This window comes from Mesorhizobium sp. B2-5-4, assembly GCF_006441095.1.
GTDB classification, from domain to species: domain Bacteria; phylum Pseudomonadota; class Alphaproteobacteria; order Rhizobiales; family Rhizobiaceae; genus Mesorhizobium; species Mesorhizobium salmacidum.
Window position 1 is genome coordinate 73,521 of the sequence record NZ_VFUR01000021.1, and the last position, 21,990, is coordinate 95,510.

The following is a 21,990-nucleotide window of genomic DNA, read 5'->3' on the forward strand; positions in this document are numbered from 1 at the left end:
GTCAGCACAGAGCCCCCGACCCATGCCGTTCGTCCCCCTGCCCTTCGTCGTCGCGCTGTTGCTGTTCATCCTGCTCTGGGTCGTCGCCAGGCGCGAGGATGACGCCGCGCCCAACCTGCCGCTTCTTAGCCTGATCCTGCTTGCCGCGTTGCAATCCGTATTGACCGGCCTGCGCTGGGGCTATGACCTCCGCGCGGTCGGCTACATCGCTCCCGTCTCCGCCGCCATCATGCCCTCGCTGCTCTACGCCGGTGTCTCGAGGCTGGTCCGCACCGGACACCGCCGGTGGCCGGCCTTGCTGATGCTCCACGCGGCGCCGGCGGCAATCGTCATGCTGCTGGTCATCGTGCGGCGCGACGCGGTTGACGTGGCGCTCGTCGCAATCGACTTCATCTACGCCGCGGCCATCCTCTGGCTGTTGCGGTCCGGCGCGGATGGGCTTCGGCTGGCGCCTTTCGACGGCGCGGTGCCTGCCTATAGGGCCATCATCGCGGCGGCATCGGCACTGTGCCTGTCGGCCCTGGTCGACATGCTGGTATCCTTCGAGCTGGCATCCGGCCATGACGACCGTGCCGCGACGATCATCGGCATCGCCAATCTGTTTATCCTCGTCATTGTCGGCGTAGCGGCGGCGGCGGCCAGCCAAAGCCATATTCCCGGCACCCTCGCCGATCCGATAGGCCAATTATCGCCGCCCGATGACGGCGAAGACGCCGACACGATCGCCAGGGTGAACGAGCTGATGCAGGAGAAGAAGCTCTATCGCGACGCCAACCTCAACCTTAACCGGCTTGCCAGGCGGGCCGGAATTCCGGCGCGGCAGATCTCGGCGGCCATCAATCGGGCGATGGCCAGGAACGTCTCGCAATATGTCAACGAACACCGCATCGCCGAGGCCTGTCGGCTGCTCGGCGAAACCGGGCAGTCCGTCACCGAAATCATGTTCGCCGCCGGCTTCCAGACCAAATCGAACTTCAACCGTGAGTTCCGCCGCGTGACCGGCACGACCCCGCTCGCCTGGCGCGAGAAGAACACGCGGGCGCCATCCTTTGCGAGCCCCGTGAGCAGCTGAGCACACCGTTCCGCGGCGGCCGTACCAGATCGCGATTGTGGACGTCCTCGATCGCAATCGAGGTCGCGGGCGCCCCCAGACCCGGCGATACCGCGTCATCGAGACTGCGACCGAAGCTGCTGCCCGGAGACTTCGGGAGTTGCGGCGATGGCGCTGTCGGAAAACGGAGACTTCAATGAGATTTCGAACCATGCTTTGCGCCATCATCATTTCCACGCTTGCGCTGCAACACCAGGCCAATGCCGGCGATGCCGTCGGTGTTCGCCATGTTGCCGCCCGATCGCTGGAGCGCGGCAGCGATCTCGACGTCACCGTCTGGTATCCGGCAGAACCGGGCGGCGTGGCTGTCATGCTCGGCGACAGCGAGTTCTTCACCGGAACGTCGGCCGAGCGTGATGCGCCGGTCTCTCCCGGCAAATTCCCTCTCATCCTGCTCTCGCATGGCGCCGGCCTGGCCGGCACCCCGCAAGCCCTGAGCTGGATAGCGGCGCCTCTGGCGAGGCAAGGCTTCATCGTCGCCGCGCCCACCCATCCGGGAAACGGCGGGAAAAACAGGTCCGCCGCCGAGACGATGAAACTGTGGTTGCGACCCACCGATCTCACGGCAACCCTGGACGCGATGGAAAACGAGGCCTCCTTCCGGGACCACATCGAGCAAGGCAAAGTGGGCGCCCTGGGCCTGTCTATGGGCGGAGGCACGGCGCTCGCCATTGCCGGTGCACGCGTCGACCCGAAGCTGCTGGCGGCCTATTGCGACACCGACCTGCTCAACGCATCGCTTTGCGGCTGGGTGAGGCAAAGCGGCGTCGACCTCCACGCCATGGATATGCGGCTCGCCGGCCGCGACAACAGTGACCGGCGCGTCCGCTTCGTCATGGCGGTCGACCCCGCGCCATCGGATGTCTTTGACGCCGGGAGCATTTCCGGCATCAAAATCCCGGTCGATATCGTCAATCTTGGCCAGCCGGGAAAAATCCCCGCGACCACCGATGCGTCGGGCATCGCCAACGCGATTCCCAATGCCAGCTACGCAACGATCGGAGATGCCAGCCACTACAGCATGTTCGGCGAGTGCAAACCCGGCGCGTCGGCGCTCATCATATCTCAAGAGATCGGCGACCCCGTATGCGACGACGGCGCGGGCCGGTCACGCGCGCAAATCCACGCGCAACTGATCGACATGGCGACCACGGCCTTCAGGCGCGCGCTGAAGGCAGCGCCTTGATTGCGCTGCCGGAAGGTCAGTCCTGGAACGAACTCGCCGCGACATAGATCGCGGCCAGCGCCTCGATGCCGGCCTGGTCGGCACTGTCGAAACGGCCGGGCGTCGGGCTGTCGAGATCGAGCACGCCGAAGACGCCCTCCTCGTCTTCCAAAAGCACCACCAGCTCGGAGCGCGAGGCGGCGTCGCAGGCGACGTGGCCGGGGAAATCATGCACGTCCTTGATCAGCATCGAGGTGCCGAGCTCGACCGCCGTTCCGCATACGCCCTTGCCCACCGCGATGCGCACGCAGGCCGGCTTGCCCTGGAAGGGGCCGAGCACCAGTTCTTCGTCCGATGCCAGGAAGTAGAAGCCGGCCCAGTTGAGGTCGGGCACCATCTGGAAGATCAGCGCCGAGGTGTTGGCGGCGTTGGCGATCGAGTCGTGCTCCCCCTCGAGCAGCGCTTTCAATTGCTTGGCGAGGTCACGATAGAACGCGGCCTTGTCTGAGGTATCGATGGCCTGGGCCGCAAACATGACTTGTCTCCGAACTGAGGATCGCGGTTCCGTTCGATCGGTTGCCAAATCGGGCAAAGCCCAAATCGGCTAAAGCTTTGCACCAACGGCCCACGGAAATAGTCTAGCGTGAATCCCAACCCCGGCGAAAGCCTCAAGATGAGGATAGCCGCCGCCGTCCTAGCTCAACAGGTCGGGCCTGAAAAGGTGGCCTCCATGAACCACCCTTCGCAGTCCGGGCTGGATCTTAGTAGCCGCCGCCGCCCGCCGGTGCCGCATCCTTCGGCGGGACGTCGGTGATCATCGCTTCGGCGGTGATCAACAAGGCCGCGATCGAGCCGGCGTCCTGCAATGCCGTGCGCACCACCTTCGCCGGGTCGACGATCCCGGCCTTGATCATATCGACATAAACCTCGTTCTGGGCGTCGAAGCCCTGATCGTGATCCTTGCTGTCGGCGAGCTTGCCGACAACGATCGAGCCCTCAACACCGGAATTCTCGGCGATCTGGCGGATCGGCGCCTCAAGCGCGCGAAGCACGATGGAGATGCCGGCGGTGACATCGGCGTTGGCGCCATTCAGGCCTGATAGCGCCGACCGGGCACGAAGCAGGGCGACGCCGCCGCCTGGCACGATGCCTTCTTCCACGGCCGCGCGCGTGGCGTTCAGCGCGTCGTCGATGCGGTCCTTCTTTTCCTTCACTTCCGATTCGGTGGCGCCGCCGACGCGGATGACGGCTACGCCCCCTGACAGCTTTGCCAGCCGCTCCTGCAGCTTTTCCTTGTCGTAGTCCGAGGTCGTCTCCTCGATCTGGCCCTTGATCTGGGCGACGCGCGCCTGGATGGTCGCCTTGGTGCCGGCGCCGTCGATGATCGTGGTGGTGTCCTTGTCGATCAGCACGCGCTTGGCGCGGCCGAGCATCTCGATGGTGACGTTTTCAAGCTTGATGCCGAGATCCTCGGAAATCATCTGGCCCGATGTGAGCACCGCGATGTCTTCCAGCATCGCCTTGCGACGGTCGCCGAAGCCCGGCGCCTTGACGGCCGCGACCTTGAGGCCGCCGCGCAGCTTGTTCACGACCAGGGTGGCGAGGGCCTCGCCTTCGACGTCCTCGGAAATGATCAGCAGCGGCCTGCCGCCCTGCACCACCGCTTCGAGGATGGGCAGCATCGCCTGCAGATTGCCGAGTTTTTTCTCGTGAATGAGGATGTAGGGGTCCTCAAGCTCGGCGCGCATCTTGTCGGCATTGGTGACGAAGTAGGGGCTGAGATAGCCGCGGTCGAACTGCATGCCTTCGACGACGTCGAGTTCGGTGTCGGCGGTCTTGGCTTCCTCGACGGTGATGACGCCGTCATTGCCGACCTTGTTCATCGCCTTGGCGATCATTTCGCCGACGCTGGCGTCGCCATTGGCGGCAATGGTGCCGACCTGCGCGATCTCGGCCGACGACTTGACCTTCTTGGCCTTCGCCTTGATTTCCCCGACGACGGCGGCGACGGCCTGGTCGATGCCGCGTTTCAAATCCATCGGGTTCATGCCGGCGGCGACCAGCTTGGCGCCTTCGCGCAGGATCGAAGCGGCCAGCAGCGTGGCTGTCGTGGTGCCGTCACCGGCGAGGTCGTTGGTCTTCGAGGCCACTTCGCGCACCATCTGCGCGCCCATGTTCTCGAACTTGTCGGCAAGCTCGATTTCCTTGGCGACGGTGACGCCGTCCTTGGTGATGCGCGGGGCGCCGTAAGCCTTGTCGATGATGACGTTGCGGCCCTTGGGGCCCAGCGTCACCTTCACCGCATCGGTGAGAATTTCGACGCCGCGCAGCATGCGGTCACGCGCATCGGTGGAGAATTTGATTTCCTTGGCGGACATGATTTTTTCCGTTCGAGTTTGAGGGGCCAGTCGCCGCGCCGAACGCGCGGCGCTCCAGTCAGGCGGCCTTCTTGGCTTCGGCAGCCTTTTCGATGACGCCCATAATGTCGGCTTCCTTCATGATCAGCAGGTCTTCGCCGTCGATCTTGACCTCGGTCCCCGACCATTTGCCGAACAGGATCAAGTCGCCGGTCTTGACGTCGAGCGGAACGAGCGCGCCCTTTTCGTCGCGCGCCCCCGGGCCGACGGCAATGACTTCGCCTTCCTGCGGCTTTTCCTTGGCATTGTCGGGAATGATGATGCCGCCCCTGGATTTTGTATCGCCTTCGGCGCGCCGGATGACGACGCGGTCGTGGAGTGGACGGAACTTCATGAGAACTTCTTTCTGGGGCCGGCATAGGCGGCCGCGCCCTCTCTATAGGCGATTTGGCACTCGATAGATAGGAGTGCCAAAATTTATCGTGGGACGGAATTAGATATTGGAAGTATTATTTTCGCACCCGGTTTCCTGATATCCGAAATCAGCCAAATATTTCAAAAAGTTGAATTTTGCCGGTCGAGCGCCTATTTATCCGACAAGTTCGTTTTCACGATTTCATGCGCAAAGGAGATTTCTTCGATGGCCGACGGCAATCAGACGATCATGGAAAAAGCTGAAGCCCGCTTTGTCGACAAGCAGAAGAAGAACGCGGAGCGCAACAAGGCAACCGCCGAATACATGTCCGAGGCGAAAGCCAGGGCGATCAAGACGGCAAGGCTGAGGGAGTTGCGGCTGGCCAAGGAAGAAGCCGACCGCGTGGCGGAAGCGCTGAATCCGACGCCTAAGACGAAACGGGTGGCCAAGAAGGCCGCCGCAACGGGGGTCAAGACATGAGCCTGACCTTTCCCAATCGCAGCCGCAGCTATGATGTGGCCGGCCAACGCATTCGTTTCGTCGGCCATGACGGCATGCTCCAGATTTCCTTCTCGGTGGCCGCCGACGCCATGAGCAGGATACAGCCGGACACCGCCGCCGACGAGACCGGCTATCTTGCCGCCTTCGACAGGTCGAGTTCCACTATCCACGACGTCGCCGCCAAGGCCTACGGCCGCACCCACAAGAGCCTGTATGCGCTGACGGCCGCCGATTTCAGCTGATCAGCCGAGGTCCGCGACCATCGTGCGTATCTTCGCAGCCTTTTCAAAATGGTCGAGGCGGTGGGTTCTGATCCACCATTGGGCGACTTCCATCAGCAACTCGGGGTCGTCGTTCCTGTTGGCGAAGAACGCATAGAACGACACGCCGACGCTGGGCCCTTTTTCGGAAATCCTGCGGTCACAGACCTCCAGTATCTTCTGCTTCAGGCTGGGTCTCACGAGAATCCTCTGATTTGCGGTGCGGCGGGATCTTGCCCGCGCCAAGTACCGCCCTGGGCAAACGTTGGACAGGTCAGGATTTACGTTCGGCCCTCTCCCGGCGCTTGACGTCGCGGATATTCATCTGATCGACCAGCGCGTTGGCATCCTGCGGGCTCATGCCGACCATCACCCTTTGCCTGACCACCGCGGGCTGGCCGGTAAAGACATCGATGATGGCCCAGCTTTGGGGCAAGTCCATGCGCAGTGCATAACGGTCGGCCATGCGGCTAGCCTCGCGCGAAGAGAAATGCGGCGCCGAGGATAGCGACCGTCCAGACGACGACCGACAGTTGCAACGCCTTGGCGCCGTACGAGGCCAGGGCCTGCCGCAATCGCGCCGCAAGACCTGCCGTCCGGACCGGCACAGGAATGACGGCAACCGGTGCCTTGGCGCCAAGTTTTCCAAAGACGGGCAAGAGCGGCACGAAACTGACCTCGAATGTCGCGGGATGGGCTCCCGGCAAAGGGATGCCCAGTCCTCCATAGCACCCTTTTCGCGAACTCCTTGCATACCAAATCGGCGCCACCTGCCGATCGGTCCGGGAGATGTCGGATCCTTTCAGCTGGCGCACGCGGCCAACAGTGACCCCCGCTCCGATTGGCGGCACCCGTCGCGAAATCCGGTCTCGCGAGCGACTGCAACTTTTCCCCTTGATCAGTCCTTCGATCTGGCCTAGCCTTGAGTTGAGAAAAGGTTTTTCCAGATGTTCCCGATCGGGCTCGGCCATTGGCCGGGCCTTGTTTTGGCCGGTAAGGGAAAACCTTTTCCCAACTAAGGATTCTTGCCGCGATGGCATCGGACGACCCGCCAGTCTTTCCCAAGCCCGTCACCTTGCGTGACGTGGCTGCGCAGGCCGGCGTCAGCGTCGCCACCGCCTCGAAAGCGCTCAACGACCAGGGGCGCATGACGGCCGAGACCCGCGAGCGCATCCGTGAGACGGCGCGCAGCCTGGGCTTCCGGCCCAACAGCCTGGCGCAGAGCCTGCTCAGACGCCGCTCCTTCACCGTCGGCCTGCTCACCAACGATACCTATGGCCGTTTCTCGCTGCCGCTGATGTCGGGCATATCGGACGCGCTGGTCGATGCCGGCGTTTCGGTGTTCCTGTGCAATGTCGAGGAGGATCAGCGCCTCGGCCAGCTCCATGTCGAGGCCATGCTCGACAAGCGCGTCGACGGCATCATCGCCACCGGCAAGCGCATCGACCGCCATTTGCCGGTCGACCTCTCCAATCTGCGCGTCCCGGTGATCTACGCCTTCACCCAGCCCGATCCCGACGCCGTCGCCTTCGTCTCCGACGACGGCGACGGCGCGCGGCTCGCGATCGAGCATTTCTGCCGGCTCGGCCGCAAGCGCATCGCCCATGTCAGCGGGCCGGCGAGCTTTGCCGTGGTGCACGAACGGGCGCAGGCTTACCGCGCCGTGCTGACGGAAAACGACCTGCCGATGATCGAGCCGCTGCTCGGCTCCTGGTCGGAAGCCTGGGGACATGATGCCGTGGCAAAACTGTTCGACGGCAACGGCGAAAAACCGGACGCCGTCTTCTGTGGCAACGATCAGATCGCGCGCGGCGTCATCGATGCGTTGCGCGAACGAGGCCTCGGCGTGCCTAATGATGTCGGCGTCATCGGCTTCGACAATTGGGAGATCGTGGCCGAGGCCACCCGCCCGCCGCTGACCTCGGTCGACATGAACCTGGCAGCACTCGGCCGCGAGGCCGGGCTGACCCTGCTTTCCCTGGTCGGCGGCAAACCCGCCACGCCAGGTATCAGAAAACTGCCGTGCCGGCTGGTGGTGCGGCAGTCCTGCGGCCGCCTGCCGGATGGTGAGAAAGACGGCTGAAGAACGAAGCGCCGCAATCGGCGGCAAGCCGCGCATCGCGGCCAAATGTGGAGGAGGAGAACATGAGGACTTTGATTGCCAAACTGGGCCTTACGGCCGCCGTTCTGGGCTGCGGCCTGCAATTTGCCGCCGCCGATACCGCCAACATCTGGGTACGCGCCGACGGCTCGAACTTCATGCCAAGGATCGTCGACGCCTTCAACAAGGCGAACAAGGACCAGGTCAAGCTCGACATCATCCCCAATGCCGAGATCATCCCGAAATATGGCGCGGCGGCCGCCGGCGGTACGGCGCCCGACGCGCTGTCGCTCGACCTGATCTACACGCCCTCCTTCGCCGCCGCCGGCCAGCTGGAGGACATCACCGACTGGGCGAAGTCCCTGCCCTATTTTTCCAGCCTGTCGCCGGCGCATGTGAAGACCGGCACTTACAAGGACCATATTTACGGCTTGCCCTTCTCGGCCGACGCCTCGGTGCTGATCTGGAACAAGAAGCTGTTCAAGCAGGCAGGCCTCGACCCCGAGAAAGGTCCCGCCAACTGGGCCGAGATCGAAGCCGACGCCGAGAAGGTCAATGCGCTTGGCGGCAACATCAAGGGCTTCTACTTCTCCGGCAATTGCGGCGGCTGCAACATCTTCACCTTCACGCCGCTGATCTGGGCCTCGGGCGGCGACATCCTGTCGGAGGACGGCTCGAAGGCGACGCTGGACAGCCCGCAGCTGCGCGGCGCCATCGATCTCTACCGCTCCATGGTCAAGAAGGACCTGGTGCCGGCGGGCGCGCAGACCGACACCGGCGCCAATTTCTTTGCCGCCTTCGCCGCCGGCAATATCGGCATCTCGCCGTCCGGCGCCTTCGCCATCGGCGCGCTCAACACGCAATATCCCAATGTCGATTACGGCGTAATCTTCCTGCCGGGTAAGGATGGCAACTGGTCGTCCTTTGCCGGCGGCGACAATTTCGTCGTCACCAAGGGCACCAAGAAACTAGCCGTGGTGAAAGAGTTCCTGGACTTCGCCTATTCGCTCGAAGGCCAGACGATCCTCGCCAAATACGGCAGCCTGCCGGTGCGCGGCGACATCGCCAAGGACGCGCTGAAGGATCTCGATCCGCGCTACCAGATCGCCGCCGAGGCGATGGCCAAGGGCAAGACGCCCTATTCGGTGGTCTTCAACGACCTGATCAACTCCGCCAACGGCCCGTGGACGCAGATGATCAACGAGGTCTTCTTCGGCGACGACGTCGACGGCGCGATCGCCAACGCCCAGGAGACCATGCAGTCGATCATCGACCAGGCGCCACAGAAGTAAGCGGACGCCTGCCGGCCGCCCGCCTGTCTCCCTGGGCGGGCGGCCGGAAATTGTTCCATTCAAATAGCAGGCTATCGCGTTGAAAGAATTCATGTCCATCACGAGTTCGGGGCGTATCAAACTTCGCTCCCCCTTCTCCCCTTGTGGGGTGAGAAGCGGTCCGCGCAGCGGGCGAAAAGCCAACTGCTTGGCTTTTCGAGCTTTCAACGCCCTGAGCCTGCGAAGGGCCGGGGGATGGCCGATCCACCCTGCCGGGTCCCCGCTGCTTCGCAGCGTCCCGGCGTTCGCTGGCCTTTCATCGTGGCACTGGCACGATGAATTCGCCTTCGGCGAACTGGCCGCTCACCTCACAAGGGGAGAAGGAAAGGGCAACCCATGACCGCCATCACCACAACCACCGCCCCGCCTCGCGCCCGAAAACTCGTCGGTGCCGGGCGCCGGCAATGGATCGGCCTGCTTTATGTCGCGCCGGCGGTGGCGCTGGTCATGCTGTTCTTCGTCATCCCGCTCGGCATGACGGCCTGGATGTCGCTGCACAACTGGCCGCTGATGGGCGAGCACTCCTTCATCGGCCTCGGCAATTACTGGGCGATCCTGCGCGACACCAGGTTCTGGAACGCGCTGAGATTCACCGGCTATTACACGCTGGTCGTCACCATCGCGATCTTCGCCGTCGCCTTTCCGCTGGCGATCTTCATCGAGCGGCCGCGCCCTTTCACCAACCTCTACCGCACCATGTTCTTCATGCCGGCGGTGGTCGGCTTTGCCTCGGCGAGCCTGCTCTGGTCATGGCTCCTCAACGTCGATTCCGGCCTGTTCAGCCCGGCCGCCTACGACCTCGGCCTGATCGACAGAAAATTCAACCTGCTCGCCACCTTCCAGCCGGCCTTCTGGTCGATCATCGCCATGGTGGTGTGGAAGGTCGCCGGCTTCACCATGATCATCCTGATGACCGGCCTGCAATCGATCCCGCAGGACCTGCAGGAGGCAGCCGTTATCGACGGTGCCGGACCGTTCGCACGGTTCCGAGCGATCACCCTGCCGCTGATGCGCCGCACCCTGGCGCTAGCTCTGATCCTGTCGGTGGCCGGTTCGATCCTTGCCTTCGACCAGTTCTACATCATCCTGCGCGGCGGCCCGCGCAACCAGACGCTGACGGCGGTGTACTGGATCTTCAACCAGTCCTTCGTCTCGTTCAAGCTCGGCTATGGCGCCGCACTTTCCATGGTGCTGCTGGTCATCCTTGTGGCGCTCAGCCTCGTCCAGCTCTGGTTGCTGCGCAAGCCCGAGGGGCTCGACTGATGGCGCAGGCGATGTCAGGCAGAGGCAAGCTCGCCGCGCGCTTGGCCAGGCACTCCACCGGCATCGTCGCCTCGGTGCTGTTCGTGGCGCCGATCGTGTGGACGGTGCTGTCGGCCTTCAAGCCGGCGCAGGAGGCCCGCCTGCCGCCGCTGCCGCCCTGGCCGACGTCCGGCTTCTCGCTCGAGAACTATCAAACACTGAACAGTTTCGGCGATGGCCTGTGGGCCTCGGCGCAGAACAGCATCTATGTCTCGGTGATGACGGTCATATTGTCGGTCATCGTCAGCGTGCTCGCCGGCTACGGTTTTTCGCGGTTTCGGTTTCCCCTGAAGGATCTGTTCTTCGTCCTCATCCTGTCGACGATCATGATCCCGTTCCAGTCGATCCTGACGCCGATCTTCCTGGTGCTGACCAAGCTTGGCCTGCACAATACGCTGACCGGGCTGGTCGGCGTCTATGTGACGCTGCAGCTGCCGTTCTCGATCTTCATGATGCGCAACGCCTTCGACGCGGTGCCGCGCGAGATCGAGGAGGCCGCGCGCATGGATGGCGCCGGCAACGCCACCATGCTCATAAAGGTGATGCTGCCGCTGGTCTGGCCGGGGGTCGTGACCATCGCGCTGTTTGCCTTCCTCGGCGCCTGGAACGAGTTCCTCGCCGCCCTGGTGCTGATGACCGACCAATCCAAATTCACGCTGCCCGTGATGATGACCGCGCTTCAATCGGGCCGCTTCGGCGCCATCGACTGGGGCGCCGTGCAGGCGGGCGTCACCGTGATGATGGTGCCGTGCCTGATCCTGTTCCTCGCTTTGCAGCGCTTCTACATCCGCGGCCTGATGGCCGGAGCCGTCAAATAATCGATCGAATGGAGTGAGTTCATGACCGCATCGCAAACCGCCAAAATGGCTAAGACGGGCAAGCCGAAGCTCGCCTTCCGCCCGCTGCCGGTGCCGCAGGTCGACGTGCGCGGCTTCTGGGGCGACCGCGCCGAGGCGGTCGCGACGCGCACCGCCGACATCCTCTACGACCGCTGCGTGGAGGCGCGCATGCTGGAGCAGATCGACCCTGACCGCCCCTCGCCCGGAATTGTCATTCCCTTCCACTCGCCGTCTCCCGACGAGGCCGCCTCCGCCGGCTTCACCGGTTCGACGGTGACCACGCAGATGTTCTGGGATTCCGATCTCGGCAAGACGATCGAGACCGCGGCCTATTCGCTCTACCGGCGCAAGAACCCCGAACTGGAGAGGAAGATCGACGCCGTCGTCGACATGTACGGCAGGCTGCAGCAGGAGGACGGCTATCTCTCCAGCTGGTATCAGCGCATCCAGCCCGGCAAGCGCTGGACCAATCTGCGCGATTGCCACGAGCTCTATTGTGCCGGCCACCTGATCGAGGGTGCGGTCGCCTACTACCAGGCGACGGGCAAGCGCAAGCTGCTCGACATCATGTGCCGCTACGCCGACCACATCGCTTCGGTGCTCGGGCCCGAGCCCGGCAAGAAGAAGGGCTACTGCGGCCATGAAGAGATCGAGCTGGCGCTGGTCAAGCTGGCGCGGGTGACGGGCGAACAAAAGTACATGGTGCTGGCCAAATACTTCATCGACCAGCGCGGCCAGCAGCCGCATTATTTCGACGAGGAGGCGCGCGCCCGAGGCGCCGACCCGAAGGCCTATCACTTCAAGACCTACGAATACAGCCAGTCGCACATCCCGGTGCGCGAGCAGGACAAGGTCGTCGGCCATGCGGTGCGGGCCATGTATCTCTATTCGGGCATGGCCGACATCGCCACCGAATATGGCGACGACACGCTGCGGGTGGCGCTCGACCGCCTGTGGGACGACCTCACCACCAAGAACCTCTACATCACCGGCGGGCTCGGTCCGTCGGCGCACAATGAGGGGTTCACCAGCGACTACGACCTGCCCAACGAAACCGCTTATGCCGAGACCTGCGCCTCGGTCGGGCTGGTGTTCTGGGCGAGCCGCATGCTCGGCATGGGGCCGAACGCCCGCTACGCCGACATGATGGAACGCGCGCTCTACAATGGTTCCATCTCCGGCCTGTCGCTCGACGGCTCGCTGTTCTTCTACGAGAACCCGCTGGAAAGCCGGGGCAAGCACAACAGATGGAAATGGCACCGCTGCCCCTGCTGTCCGCCCAATGTCGGGCGCATGGTGGCCTCCATCGGCAGCTATTTCTACAGCCTGGCCGACGACGCCCTTGCGGTTCACCTCTACGGCGACTCCACCGCTCGCTTCGATATATCGGGCGTGCCGGTCACGCTGGCGCAAGCGAGCCGCTATCCCTGGGATGGCGCGGTCGAGATCACGGTCGAGCCGCAGGCGCCGGTGGCGTTCACGCTTCATTTGCGGGTGCCGGGCTGGAGTCCCAGTGCCAAGCTGGAAATCAACGGTGAAGCGGTCGACCTCGAGGAACTGACCAGCGACGGCTACGCCGCCATCCGGCGCAACTGGACAAAGGGCGACCGTGTCCGGCTCGATCTCGAAATGCCGATCGAGCGGCTCTACGCCAATCCCGAGGTCCGGCAGGATGCCGGCCGCGTCGCGCTGTCACGCGGGCCGCTGATCTACTGCGTCGAGGCGACCGACAATGACACCAGCCTGCATCGCCTGACCCTGCCGCGTACGGCCGGCATAGAGGCGCATGACGAGCCGGACCTGCTCGGCGGTGTGGTGACGCTTTCAGCCACGGCGCAAGCCGATGCCGGCGACGGCTGGCGGGACGGGCTCTATCGCTCCGAACCGCCGGCTAAGGTCGAGACGCGCCTGACCGCCATCCCCTATTTCGCCTGGGACAACCGCGAGCCCGGCGAGATGCTGGTCTGGCTGCGGGACGGCTGACCGCAGACGCCTTGGCCGCTCGAACAGGAACATGCCGAAGCCGATGCGCCGGACGATGAAAGAGAACGACCGGGCGCCGGCGTTGCGGCCAGCCCATCTCGCCCCGTTTACGGGGAGAGATGTCCGGCAGGACAGTGAGGGGCAGCGCCGACGGCGGCCTTTGTCGACAGACGCAGTTACCTTCGCGCCTTCGATTTGTTCAACGCCACGGCGGCGTGCACGAGCGCCTTAAAGGCCTCCTCGTCGACCTCTTCGCCTTTCTGGAAATCGATGGCGCGGCGCGTATTGCCTTCGAGGCTGGAGTTGAACAGGCGTGCGGGATCGGGCAGCGCAGCCCCTTTGGCGAAGGTCAGCTTGACGACGGCCTTGTAGGTCTCGCCCGTGCAGATCATGCCGGCATCCTCCCACACCGGCACGCCGCGCCATTTCCACGTCTCGACCACGTCGGGATCGGCTTGATGGATCAGCGCGCGGAGCCGCCCCAGCATCTCGCCGCGCCAGTCGCCGAGTTCCCTGATCCTGCCGTCGATCAGCTCGGAGGGGGATTTGCTGTCCTGCAGTCCGGTGGTCGTCATGCCGTTTCTCCTTCAAACGCTGGAAATAGCGCGCTCACATACGCTCGCCAGGCAATTGGCTGGCCTGCTTCACCCAGGCGCTGAACAGCGCCTCGTCGAAGGCCTCGTCCTCGTGGATGTGGAAATAGCGCGTATCGCTGCTCTTGGATTCGCCCGGCGGCACCGGGTCCAGGGACTGGCCGCGAAAGAAAGCCACCTTGATGTACTTGGTGAAGCAATGGAAGCTGAGGAACCAGCCTTCGCCCTCGACGCCGTAGAAAGGCGAGTTCCATTTCACCGCCTTGTTCACGCCGGGCACGGCGCGCTCGATGAGCGCGTCGAGCCGCCCGCCCATCTCGCGCTTCCAGCCCGGCATGGCCGCGATATAGGCCTGTACCGGCGCGTCGCCGTAGCCTTTGGCGATCTGCGGGTTGCCGCCGGAAAGCAGCTTCGGCTCAGCCTTGGCGGGCCTGGTCGATTTCTGCTCGATCTTGGCCATGCCGCTCTCTTCCTATCCGTTGGCCCGCTGCACGCTGCGTCCCCTGGAAATATAGGGTAGCACGAACATATAGAGGCCGCTGAACAGCAAGAGAAAGAGCGGCAGGAGTGGCGAATAGATCACCCAGGCGGGCGGCTGCCCGAACGCCATGGTGATAAAGTTGGCGGCGACGGTTGCCGTAAAGATGATCGACAGCCAGCGATGCGTTTGCCTGATCCATTTGCTCCAGTCCAATGCTACCTCCTCTTGCATGCGTTGAAAACCGGCGCCCCTTACCAGCGCGCCAGCTCCGTGATCTGGATGAGATTGCCGCAGCCATCATTCACCTGGGCGATGGTCGAGCCGGTCACCGCGGTCGGCGCCATGGCGAAGGCACCGCCATTCGCCTTGATGCGTTCATGATCGCCCTTGATGTCGTCGGTGAACAGCATCAGTGCCGGCTGTCCCTGCTTGAAGATCGCCTGCTGGTAGGCCTTGGCCGCCGGGTTGTCGTTCAGCGCCAGCTGCAATTCGGTCCCGTCGGGCTCTTCGGCCGAGACGACCGTCAGCCAGCGGAACGGCCCGTTGCTGAAATCCGCTTTTTTGGTGAAGCCCAGCACATCGGTATAGAAGGCAAGTGCCTTTTCCTGATCGTCGACATAGATGCTGGTCAGTTTGAGTTTCATCGCTTTTCTCCATGGGTTTTGCTGGCGGAGAACCGCCCTTTAACAGTGCTGTGTGACTTTCGGCCTGGCCGGAGACCTCAGTCCGTCCGCGCCAGAAGCTCTTCCAGCTTCTCCAGGAATTGCGGCCACCCCACCTTGGCGCCGCCATAGGCCCGTCTCTGGTCGGGCCGGAAACCGGCCTGCTCCATGCGCAGATGGGTTCCCGTTGACGTCGGGGTGAGCGTGAAAGTCACCACGCTCCTGAGATCGAAGGCCGGGTCCTGGTGCGCCAGGTTCCAGGTGTAGGACAGCGTCTTGTGCGGCTCGACGGCAAGCACCTCGCAGTCCAGCACGCCGCCCCAGTCGGCGCTGATGTTGAAGCGATGGCCCACGACCGGATTGAAATCGTTCTTCATCAGCCACTCCTCGATCAGATGCGGGTGCGTCAGCGCGCGCCAGAGTTTCTCCGGCGGATGGGAGATTTCCCGCTCGACGACGACAGTGCGGGTCTCCTGGGCACTATCGTTCACTGGTCCATCCTCTTGAGCAAATCCTCGAGGTCGTCGAACCGGCTTTCCCAGAACCCCGCCATATGGCGTGTCCAGTCCATCAGCGGCGCCAGCGCGGCGAGCTGCGCACTGTAATGCGTCTGGCGGCCTTCATGGCGGTCGCGCACCAGCCCGGCCTGCTTCAGCAAGCCGAGATGCTTCGACACCGCCGGCTGCGAGACGCCGGACTGGATTGTCAGAGCGCCCACGGTCTGCTCCCCCTGGCGGCATAATCGTTCGAAGATGGCGCGCCGCGTCGGGTCGGCAAGTGTCCTGAACAGCGCATCGTGAGCATCGGTCATGTGCAATCAATAACCCGTTGGCTATTGGTTTACGTATAACCGCCGGGATATATATGTCAAGCCGGAACATGGAGCGACAGGAATATCGGTGAGATGGACGGCAACATAGTTCCTTCGGCGCTGGACGCGATCGCCTTCACCCCTGGACGCGATCACCTTCACCCGTTGACAGCGGCTTCGTCCCAACCGAACGAACAGACTGTTCATCTTGGCCGAATCAGCTATTATAGGTAAGGGCCTGCCGCAACGTAGTTTGCTCAATCCATGGCCCCTTCCGCTCAGGCGACCGTCGATACCCCGCCCCCCGCCCTTCGGCGGTCGTCAGCTATTTCCTGTTCACGCAGGCGCATTCGCGCGGCGCCGGCTTCCGGTTTTTCAGCGGACGTGGCTCCGCCCGATCTCCCGCGCCACCAGTTCCTGCAATTGCCACAGATTGCGATCGCGGATGCCGCAGGTGTCGAGGTGGCGGATCGTCTCGAACAGATATTGCGCGCCCGAGCCCCAGTGGCCGACGGCTCTGGCCAGCGTCGCCGCGACCGCAGGCTTGTCGAGCTTGCCGGCGTAGCGCGGATTGGCGGGATCGACGACGAAGCCGAGCGCCTGGCCCATCCCGCCTTCGGTGCTGACCCGCAGCCAGCGCGGCACGTTGACGGCGGGCAGGATGGTCATTTCGCGGCGCAGCAGCGCTTCCAGATTGTCGGCTACCGGTTCGGCGATCTCGAACACCATGCCCTGGCACTGGCCGCCACGGTCGAGCGCCATCATCAGGCCAGGCTGATCGAGCGTGCCGCGAAAGCGCTGCACGGTGAAGCAGAACGACCGGTGCCAGCCGCGCGCCACCGCCCGTTCGCCACCCCGCACCTCCCCTGCCGGCTTCCACAGCAGCGAGCCATAGGCGAACAGCTTCAGCGGTCCGGGCGGCGCGCTGGCCAGGACCTCATCGCGAAACCGCGCATAATCCTGGTCAGTCATATAGACCATGCCCGGCGTCGGCCCGGCATCCTCGACCGCGCGCAAGGTGCGCGCCACCAGCGCCTCGGTCAGCGCCATCGGCGGTTTGCGGAGCGCGGATTTGCGCGGTGCGACGGAAATCGGCTTGTTCATTTTCGTGCCTCGGCCATGGCCGCTATGTTGCTCAGCGGAGACAGATACTCAAGAGGCTGCCCGGGCGACCACCCGTCCCATTGGGCGCCGGCGGGGATCGTCATGGAACGACATCGCTCCCGGAACGTTTGATGAGGTTGGGAGGAAGTCATGAACGATGCGCCGGCAACGTCCGTCGGCAGGCCGCTTTTGCCAGGCGAACTGGTCACCGTGATGTCCCATTTCCATCGCGCCGAGATCGCTCGCATGGCCGGCTGGCGCGACCGCCTGGACCGCACCAGCAATTGGGCGATCACGGTTGTCGCGGCGATGCTGTCGGTGTCGCTGTCGACGGCCAGCGCCCATCATGGCGTGCTGCTGTTCGCCATGCTGCTGGTGCTGCTTCTACTGTGGATCGAGGCGCGCCGCTACCGCTTCTTCGATGTCTACCGCGCCCGCGTGCGCCAGTTCGAGCGCCATTATTTCGCGCAGATCTTCTCGCCGCAGCCCGATTTTGCTTCCGACTGGCTGCTGATCCTCGGCGAGAGCCTGCGCACGCCGAAATTCTTGGTCTCGCAGCGTGTGGCGCTGGCGCGCCGTTTGCGCCGCAACTACCTGCACATGATGCTGATCCTGCTGCTTGCCTGGATCCTCAAACTGTCGACGCCGAGCCTGATCAACCAAGGCGCGCCGGTCGGCTTTGCCGGCACATTGCGCGAGGCTGTCGGCGCGGCGGCGCTCGGTCCCGTTCCAGGCGCGGCCATCGTCGCCGTGGTTGCCTTCCTTTATGCCGGCCTGGTGGCGGCCGCCTTCCTGACGCCGGGCGATGACGGCGAGCTCTCCTTCGGTGACGTCCACGTCTGAGCTAGATATCTGATGCAATAACTCGCGACGGATGGCTGCAACGCAAAGGTCAGCCGCGCGTTGTTATGGTCAGTCCGCGGCGGCGTCTTGAAGGGACCCATGATCCACCTAACGGCAACGAGATCGCACGGCGCCGCGGTCGCCTTTTCGCTGGCCATTCTCCTTCTGGCACCGGCGAGCCACGCGCTGGCCGCTCAGCCGGCCGGTCACGCCTCTGGCATGGGCGGCTCGGCCGAAGGGCTGTTCGTCGCCGAGATCGTCCTCCTGCTTCTGGTCGGCCGTGGCCTTGGCGAGATCTTCCAGCGTTATCGCCAGCCGGCGATCATGGGCCAGCTGATTGGCGGCATCCTGCTCGGGCCGTCGCTGTTCGGCTGGCTCTGGCCCGACGCCCAGCACCTGATCTTTTCCACCGACCCCGCGCAGAAAAGCATGATCGATGCCGTCTCGCAGCTCGGCATCCTGCTGCTCCTCCTGCTGACCGGCATGGAGACGGATCTGCGCCTCGTGCGGCGGGTGGGCGCGGCCTGTTTTTCGATCTCGATCACCGGCGTCGTCGTGCCCTTTGCCTGTGGCTTCGCGCTGGCGCAGGTGCTGCCGGATTCCCTCCTGCCCGAGCCGACCGAGCGCATCGTCGCCGGCCTGTTCCTCGGCACGGCGCTGTCGATCTCCTCGGTCAAGATCGTCGCCATGGTGGTGCGTGAAATGAATTTCATGCGCCGCAACCTCGGCCAGATCATCGTCTCCTCGGCGATCATCGAGGACACGTTCGGCTGGCTGATCATCGCCGTCACCTTCGGCATCGCCACCAATGGCAGCCTGCAAGTGGTGCCGCTCATCACGACGGTGGCCGAAGTGGCGCTATTCATGGTGTTTTCCTTCACCATCGGCCGCCGCGTGGTGTTCACCCTGATCCGCTGGAGCAATGATAGTTTCCGCAGCGAATACGCCGTCATATCGGTCATCCTCATCATCATGGGCGTGATGGCGCTGATCACCAATCTGATCGGCGTGCACACCGTGCTCGGCGCCTTCGTCGCCGGCATACTGGTCGGGGAATCGCCGATCCTGTCCAACCACATAGAGAGCCAGTTGCGCGGCGTCATCACGGCGCTGTTCATGCCGGTGTTCTTCGGCATGGCCGGCCTGTCCGCCGACCTCACCGTGCTTGCCGACCCGACGCTGGCGCTGCTGACGCTGGCGCTGGTGCTGATCGCCAGCATCGGCAAATTCTCGGGCGCCTTCCTCGGCGGCCGGCTGTCCGGCATGTCGCTGAAGGAGGCCACCGCCATCGGCAGCGCCATGAACGCGCGCGGCTCGACCGAGGTCATCGTCGCCTCGATCGGCCTGTCGATGAACATCCTCTCCCACAATCTGTTCACGATGATCGTCACCATGGCCGTCATCACCACGCTGGCCATGCCGCCGATGCTGCGCTGGGCGCTAGGCCGGCTGCCGGTCGGCGATGCGGAAAAGCAGCGCGTCGACCGCGAACTGCTCGACGAGCGCGGCTTCGTCTCCAAGCTGGAGCGGTTGCTGCTGCTCGTCGACGACAGCCCGGTCGGCAAGTTCGCCGCCTATCTCGGCGGTCTGGTCGGCGGCGGCAGCGGCATGCCGACCACGCTGCTCCACCTCGAGGGCGGGCAACTGCCCGGCCCTGCCCGCGACAAAGGTCCCGAGCGGGCCTCGCAGCAGGTCAAGAAGGGGGCGGCCAGGAGTGCCAGGGCTGTCCGCAAGGCCGAGGATACACCCGTCGACAAGGTCCACCTCACGGCCCGTACCGAGCTTCAGGCCACCACCGAAACGATCGCGGCCGAAGCGCGCAAGGGCTACGGCCTTCTGCTGGTCGGGCTGGACGACGCGATGACCGACAAAGGCACCTTCAGCGGTACCCTGAAGGATATCACCAGCGGCTTCGACGGCCCGCTCTGCCTGGTGCTGAATGGCGCCAAATCCAGCGGCAAGATGCCGTTGCTGCGCGCCGGCGCGACCATCCTGGTTCCCGTCAACGGCACCGAAGTCGCGCGGCGCGCGGCCGATTTCGCGCTCGCCTTGGCGCGGCCGCACCGGGCCCGCGTGAAAGCCCTCTATGTGTCGCAGGCCCGCAAGGGCAGCCCGCCAAGCTCGGTTTCGCACCGCCGCGAGGAGGCCGTGCTCAAGGATGTCGCCGATCTCGCCGACCGCTACGGCGTTGCCGTCGAAACCGCGATCAGGACGCGTGCCACGCCCGACAGGGCCATCGCCAGGGAGGCGGGCAAGGGCGCCGCCATGGTGGTGATGGGCGTCACGCAGCGGCCAGGCGACGAGCTGTTCTTCGGCGACACGGCGACCGCCGTGCTGGCCGCCGTCGCCTGCCCGGTCGTGCTTCTGGCCAGCGACCGCGTCAGGCGAGCCGAAGCCGAGGAGGCGGCAACCGAGACCGGCGCCTGATGCTCTACGGTGCTACAGGCCGAGGAACTGCCGCCCGATCACATAGCCCAGCGCCGCCGCGACGAGCGGGAACAGCGCCGGCGCGACCTTGCCGAGTAAGGAGACGCTGGTGTCCCTGGGCGGCACATAGCGTCCATTGCCAAGATTCTTGGTCATTGCGTACCCCACGCCATCGGATAATTAGCAGATGCTTATTGACGCATGGCCGAATTAACGGGTTGTAAAGAAATTCGATCGAATAGCCGACCATTGGGCGGCGCCCACAGCCTGTTTGTCGCTGATCTCTGCGCAGGCCGCCCCGGCTAGAGACAAGATACCCGCGCTTCGGCTAACGTTCCGCCGGACGCGACACCAGGGGGAGAACCGAGATGAGCAAAGCCAGTTCAACGCCGGCCGGGCAGCCGAGGCCCCCCAAGCCAAGACAACTCGCCGAGATCGCCAGCTACCACGCCCACATCTACTATGACGGGCAGGCCGAGCGGCAGCACGCCGAATGGCTGCGCCAGCGCATCGCGGAACGTTTCCGCGTGCGCCTGGGCAATTGGCACGACGGACCAGTCGGCCCGCACGGGCAGGCCATGTACCAGGTCTCCTTCGCCCCCGGGATTTTCGCGACGCTGGTTCCCTGGCTGATGCTGAACCACCAGGGCCTCAGCATCCTCATCCACCCCAACACCACCAACCCCAAGCGCGACCACCTGGTCGACCCGATCTGGATCGGGCGGGCGCTGGCGGTGCACGGGGAGGTTCTGGGCGAGGAGCATGAGGCGGAAGAGGCGCTGGAGGTGAATACGGAGCCGACGCTGGGGGCGTGAGGGCGCCCGCGATGAGGGAGCCGTTTGACGCTCTCGCGGGTATGATGATCCATCGGGGAATGACAGGACGAAACCCTTGGCCGCCGAAACCTTGCCCTATCTGTCATCCCAGTTGCTCGACCGCCTGGCAATCCCGACGGCCGACATGGTCGACGAGATCGAACGCCAGATCGTCGGCCAGCGGCGCGGCGAAGTCTGGTGCGCCCCGAAAGCGGTGGTGCTGCCGGGCGACGACCGCTACATCATGGCCACGCTCGGCGTTGCCTCCACGCCGCCCGTGCTGGCCACGAAGTCGCTGGTCGTCAATCCGCGCAACGCCGGGCGCGGACTGCCGACGCTCAATTCGCTGATCACGCTGCTCGACGCCGAGACCGGCCTGCCGCTTGCCCTGGTCGACGGCAATTGGGTGACGGAGAAACGCACGGCCGCCTTGAGCGCCGTCGCCGCCAGGCGCATGGCGAGAAGCGACGCGTTATCCCTGGCCTTTATCGGCTGCGGGGTGCAAGCGCGCGGCCATTTAGAGGCATTCGCCGACCTCTTCCCCTTGCGCGAAATCCGCGCCTACGGCCGCGGCGCCGCCAACCGCGACGGGCTGTGCCAAATGGCGCGCTCGCGCGGACTGGAAGCCATCCCCTGCGACACGGCAAGGGAAGCGGTCGAAGGCGCCGACATGGTGGTGACGACGGTGACCCTGGTGCCCAAGCCCGAACCCTTCCTCGATGCGAACTGGCTGAAGCCGGGAAGCTTCGCCGTGATGACCGACCAAGCCCTGCCCTGGCTGCGAGAGACCATGCCCCGCTTCGACCGCATCATCGTCGACGATTTGGAGCAGGAGAGGAATATGGCCAAGCCGATGGTCGACCCGGCGATGGTTGCCGGAGATTTGACC

27 protein-coding genes are annotated in these 21,990 nt (G+C 64.4%); 13 read left to right on the plus strand and 14 right to left on the minus strand.

The window, feature by feature from the left end:
* Positions 1 to 22 precede the first annotated feature (22 nt).
* Together FJ492_RS23205 and FJ492_RS23210 are read left to right on the plus strand one after the other, a co-directional pair.
* Complete coding sequence (locus FJ492_RS23205) at positions 23 to 1,072, plus strand: AraC family transcriptional regulator (protein ID WP_140772457.1); 1,050 nt, start codon at positions 23 to 25, stop codon at positions 1,070 to 1,072.
* A 175-nt stretch (positions 1,073 to 1,247) separates the two neighbouring features.
* Positions 1,248 to 2,297, plus strand: coding sequence for an alpha/beta fold hydrolase (locus tag FJ492_RS23210; RefSeq protein WP_140718442.1), 1,050 nt, complete (start codon positions 1,248 to 1,250; stop codon positions 2,295 to 2,297).
* Positions 2,298 to 2,313: 16 nt separating this feature from the next.
* On the opposite strand, the gene FJ492_RS23215 is transcribed toward FJ492_RS23210, so the two are convergent.
* The 3 genes from FJ492_RS23215 to FJ492_RS23225 form a co-directional block, all read right to left on the minus strand.
* Positions 2,314 to 2,811 (minus strand): GAF domain-containing protein, encoded by a 498-nt coding sequence (locus tag FJ492_RS23215; RefSeq protein ID WP_140772459.1) that lies wholly within the window; start codon positions 2,809 to 2,811, stop codon positions 2,314 to 2,316.
* Between the two features lie 226 nt (positions 2,812 to 3,037).
* Positions 3,038 to 4,654 carry a chaperonin GroEL gene (groL, locus tag FJ492_RS23220; RefSeq protein WP_140750637.1) on the minus strand — a complete coding sequence of 539 codons (1,617 nt, stop codon included), beginning with the start codon at positions 4,652 to 4,654 and terminating at the stop codon, positions 3,038 to 3,040.
* A gap of 58 nt (positions 4,655 to 4,712) precedes the next feature.
* Complete coding sequence (locus FJ492_RS23225) at positions 4,713 to 5,027, minus strand: co-chaperone GroES (protein ID WP_140718439.1); 315 nt, start codon at positions 5,025 to 5,027, stop codon at positions 4,713 to 4,715.
* Between the two features lie 246 nt (positions 5,028 to 5,273).
* Here FJ492_RS23225 and FJ492_RS23230 point away from each other — a divergent pair, with 246 nt between their 5' ends.
* Both FJ492_RS23230 and FJ492_RS23235 read left to right on the plus strand, forming a co-directional pair.
* On the plus strand, positions 5,274 to 5,528 hold the full coding sequence (locus FJ492_RS23230; RefSeq protein ID WP_140718438.1) for a hypothetical protein: 255 nt from the start codon (positions 5,274 to 5,276) through the stop codon (positions 5,526 to 5,528).
* Entirely contained in the window at positions 5,525 to 5,791 is a 267-nt protein-coding gene (locus tag FJ492_RS23235) for a DUF1488 domain-containing protein (protein WP_140772461.1), read from the plus strand. The genes FJ492_RS23230 and FJ492_RS23235 overlap by 4 nt, the downstream gene beginning before the upstream one ends.
* Here the strand turns inward: FJ492_RS23235 and FJ492_RS23240 are convergent, their stop codons facing one another.
* From FJ492_RS23240 to FJ492_RS29305, 3 genes are all read right to left on the minus strand, one after another.
* Positions 5,792 to 6,010 (minus strand): DUF6500 family protein, encoded by a 219-nt coding sequence (locus tag FJ492_RS23240; RefSeq protein ID WP_140750643.1) that lies wholly within the window; start codon positions 6,008 to 6,010, stop codon positions 5,792 to 5,794.
* Between the two features lie 73 nt (positions 6,011 to 6,083).
* Positions 6,084 to 6,275 carry a hypothetical protein gene (locus FJ492_RS23245; protein WP_140718435.1) on the minus strand — a complete coding sequence of 64 codons (192 nt, stop codon included), beginning with the start codon at positions 6,273 to 6,275 and terminating at the stop codon, positions 6,084 to 6,086.
* A gap of 4 nt (positions 6,276 to 6,279) precedes the next feature.
* Complete coding sequence (locus FJ492_RS29305; RefSeq protein WP_246676096.1) at positions 6,280 to 6,780, minus strand: hypothetical protein; 501 nt, start codon at positions 6,778 to 6,780, stop codon at positions 6,280 to 6,282.
* 62 nt (positions 6,781 to 6,842) lie between these two features.
* On the opposite strand from FJ492_RS29305, the gene FJ492_RS23255 reads away from it, so the two are divergent.
* The 5 genes from FJ492_RS23255 (at position 6,843) to FJ492_RS23275 (ending at position 13,365) form a co-directional block, all read left to right on the plus strand.
* Positions 6,843 to 7,892, plus strand: coding sequence for a LacI family DNA-binding transcriptional regulator (locus FJ492_RS23255; RefSeq protein WP_140772463.1), 1,050 nt, complete (start codon positions 6,843 to 6,845; stop codon positions 7,890 to 7,892).
* A 62-nt stretch (positions 7,893 to 7,954) separates the two neighbouring features.
* Positions 7,955 to 9,202 (plus strand): sugar ABC transporter substrate-binding protein, encoded by a 1,248-nt coding sequence (locus tag FJ492_RS23260; protein ID WP_140772465.1) that lies wholly within the window; start codon positions 7,955 to 7,957, stop codon positions 9,200 to 9,202.
* Positions 9,203 to 9,577: 375 nt separating this feature from the next.
* Positions 9,578 to 10,504, plus strand: coding sequence for a sugar ABC transporter permease (locus FJ492_RS23265; protein ID WP_140508459.1), 927 nt, complete (start codon positions 9,578 to 9,580; stop codon positions 10,502 to 10,504).
* Positions 10,504 to 11,361: a carbohydrate ABC transporter permease gene (locus tag FJ492_RS23270; protein ID WP_140508458.1), complete on the plus strand. Its 858-nt coding sequence runs from the start codon at positions 10,504 to 10,506 to the stop codon at positions 11,359 to 11,361. The genes FJ492_RS23265 and FJ492_RS23270 overlap by 1 nt, the downstream gene beginning before the upstream one ends.
* 21 nt (positions 11,362 to 11,382) lie before the next feature.
* Positions 11,383 to 13,365 carry a glycoside hydrolase family 127 protein gene (locus FJ492_RS23275; RefSeq protein WP_140772467.1) on the plus strand — a complete coding sequence of 661 codons (1,983 nt, stop codon included), beginning with the start codon at positions 11,383 to 11,385 and terminating at the stop codon, positions 13,363 to 13,365.
* 176 nt (positions 13,366 to 13,541) lie between these two features.
* Here FJ492_RS23275 and FJ492_RS23280 read toward each other — a convergent pair whose 3' ends face one another.
* The 7 genes from FJ492_RS23280 to FJ492_RS23310 form a co-directional block, all read right to left on the minus strand.
* Complete coding sequence (locus FJ492_RS23280) at positions 13,542 to 13,940, minus strand: DUF1801 domain-containing protein (RefSeq protein WP_140508454.1); 399 nt, start codon at positions 13,938 to 13,940, stop codon at positions 13,542 to 13,544.
* A gap of 34 nt (positions 13,941 to 13,974) precedes the next feature.
* On the minus strand, positions 13,975 to 14,418 hold the full coding sequence (locus FJ492_RS23285; protein WP_140772469.1) for a DUF1801 domain-containing protein: 444 nt from the start codon (positions 14,416 to 14,418) through the stop codon (positions 13,975 to 13,977).
* 12 nt (positions 14,419 to 14,430) lie between these two features.
* Complete coding sequence (locus FJ492_RS23290; protein WP_181166729.1) at positions 14,431 to 14,652, minus strand: hypothetical protein; 222 nt, start codon at positions 14,650 to 14,652, stop codon at positions 14,431 to 14,433.
* Positions 14,653 to 14,690: 38 nt separating this feature from the next.
* The gene (locus FJ492_RS23295) at positions 14,691 to 15,083 is read right to left on the minus strand and encodes a VOC family protein (protein WP_140718426.1); all 393 of its coding nucleotides are present in this window, start codon (positions 15,081 to 15,083) and stop codon (positions 14,691 to 14,693) included.
* A gap of 77 nt (positions 15,084 to 15,160) precedes the next feature.
* Positions 15,161 to 15,592 carry an SRPBCC domain-containing protein gene (locus FJ492_RS23300; protein ID WP_140508446.1) on the minus strand — a complete coding sequence of 144 codons (432 nt, stop codon included), beginning with the start codon at positions 15,590 to 15,592 and terminating at the stop codon, positions 15,161 to 15,163.
* Positions 15,589 to 15,912: a metalloregulator ArsR/SmtB family transcription factor gene (locus FJ492_RS23305; protein ID WP_027146469.1), complete on the minus strand. Its 324-nt coding sequence runs from the start codon at positions 15,910 to 15,912 to the stop codon at positions 15,589 to 15,591. The genes FJ492_RS23300 and FJ492_RS23305 overlap by 4 nt, the downstream gene beginning before the upstream one ends.
* A 375-nt stretch (positions 15,913 to 16,287) precedes the next feature.
* On the minus strand, positions 16,288 to 17,016 hold the full coding sequence (locus FJ492_RS23310) for a gamma-glutamylcyclotransferase (protein WP_140772473.1): 729 nt from the start codon (positions 17,014 to 17,016) through the stop codon (positions 16,288 to 16,290).
* Positions 17,017 to 17,166: 150 nt separating this feature from the next.
* On the opposite strand from FJ492_RS23310, the gene FJ492_RS23315 reads away from it, so the two are divergent.
* Both FJ492_RS23315 and FJ492_RS23320 read left to right on the plus strand, forming a co-directional pair.
* Positions 17,167 to 17,859, plus strand: coding sequence for a DUF2270 domain-containing protein (locus FJ492_RS23315; protein ID WP_140718565.1), 693 nt, complete (start codon positions 17,167 to 17,169; stop codon positions 17,857 to 17,859).
* A 99-nt stretch (positions 17,860 to 17,958) separates the two neighbouring features.
* Complete coding sequence (locus FJ492_RS23320) at positions 17,959 to 20,286, plus strand: cation:proton antiporter (RefSeq protein ID WP_246673002.1); 2,328 nt, start codon at positions 17,959 to 17,961, stop codon at positions 20,284 to 20,286.
* A 12-nt stretch (positions 20,287 to 20,298) separates the two neighbouring features.
* Here FJ492_RS23320 and FJ492_RS28835 read toward each other — a convergent pair whose 3' ends face one another.
* Entirely contained in the window at positions 20,299 to 20,442 is a 144-nt protein-coding gene (locus FJ492_RS28835) for a hypothetical protein (protein ID WP_181166730.1), read from the minus strand.
* Positions 20,443 to 20,654: 212 nt separating this feature from the next.
* Here FJ492_RS28835 and FJ492_RS23325 point away from each other — a divergent pair, with 212 nt between their 5' ends.
* Both FJ492_RS23325 and FJ492_RS23330 read left to right on the plus strand, forming a co-directional pair.
* Positions 20,655 to 21,101 (plus strand): DOPA 4,5-dioxygenase family protein, encoded by a 447-nt coding sequence (locus FJ492_RS23325; protein ID WP_140718566.1) that lies wholly within the window; start codon positions 20,655 to 20,657, stop codon positions 21,099 to 21,101.
* A 76-nt stretch (positions 21,102 to 21,177) separates the two neighbouring features.
* A partial coding sequence (locus FJ492_RS23330) for an ornithine cyclodeaminase family protein (protein ID WP_140772475.1) occupies positions 21,178 to 21,990 on the plus strand: 813 nt, incomplete at its 3' end.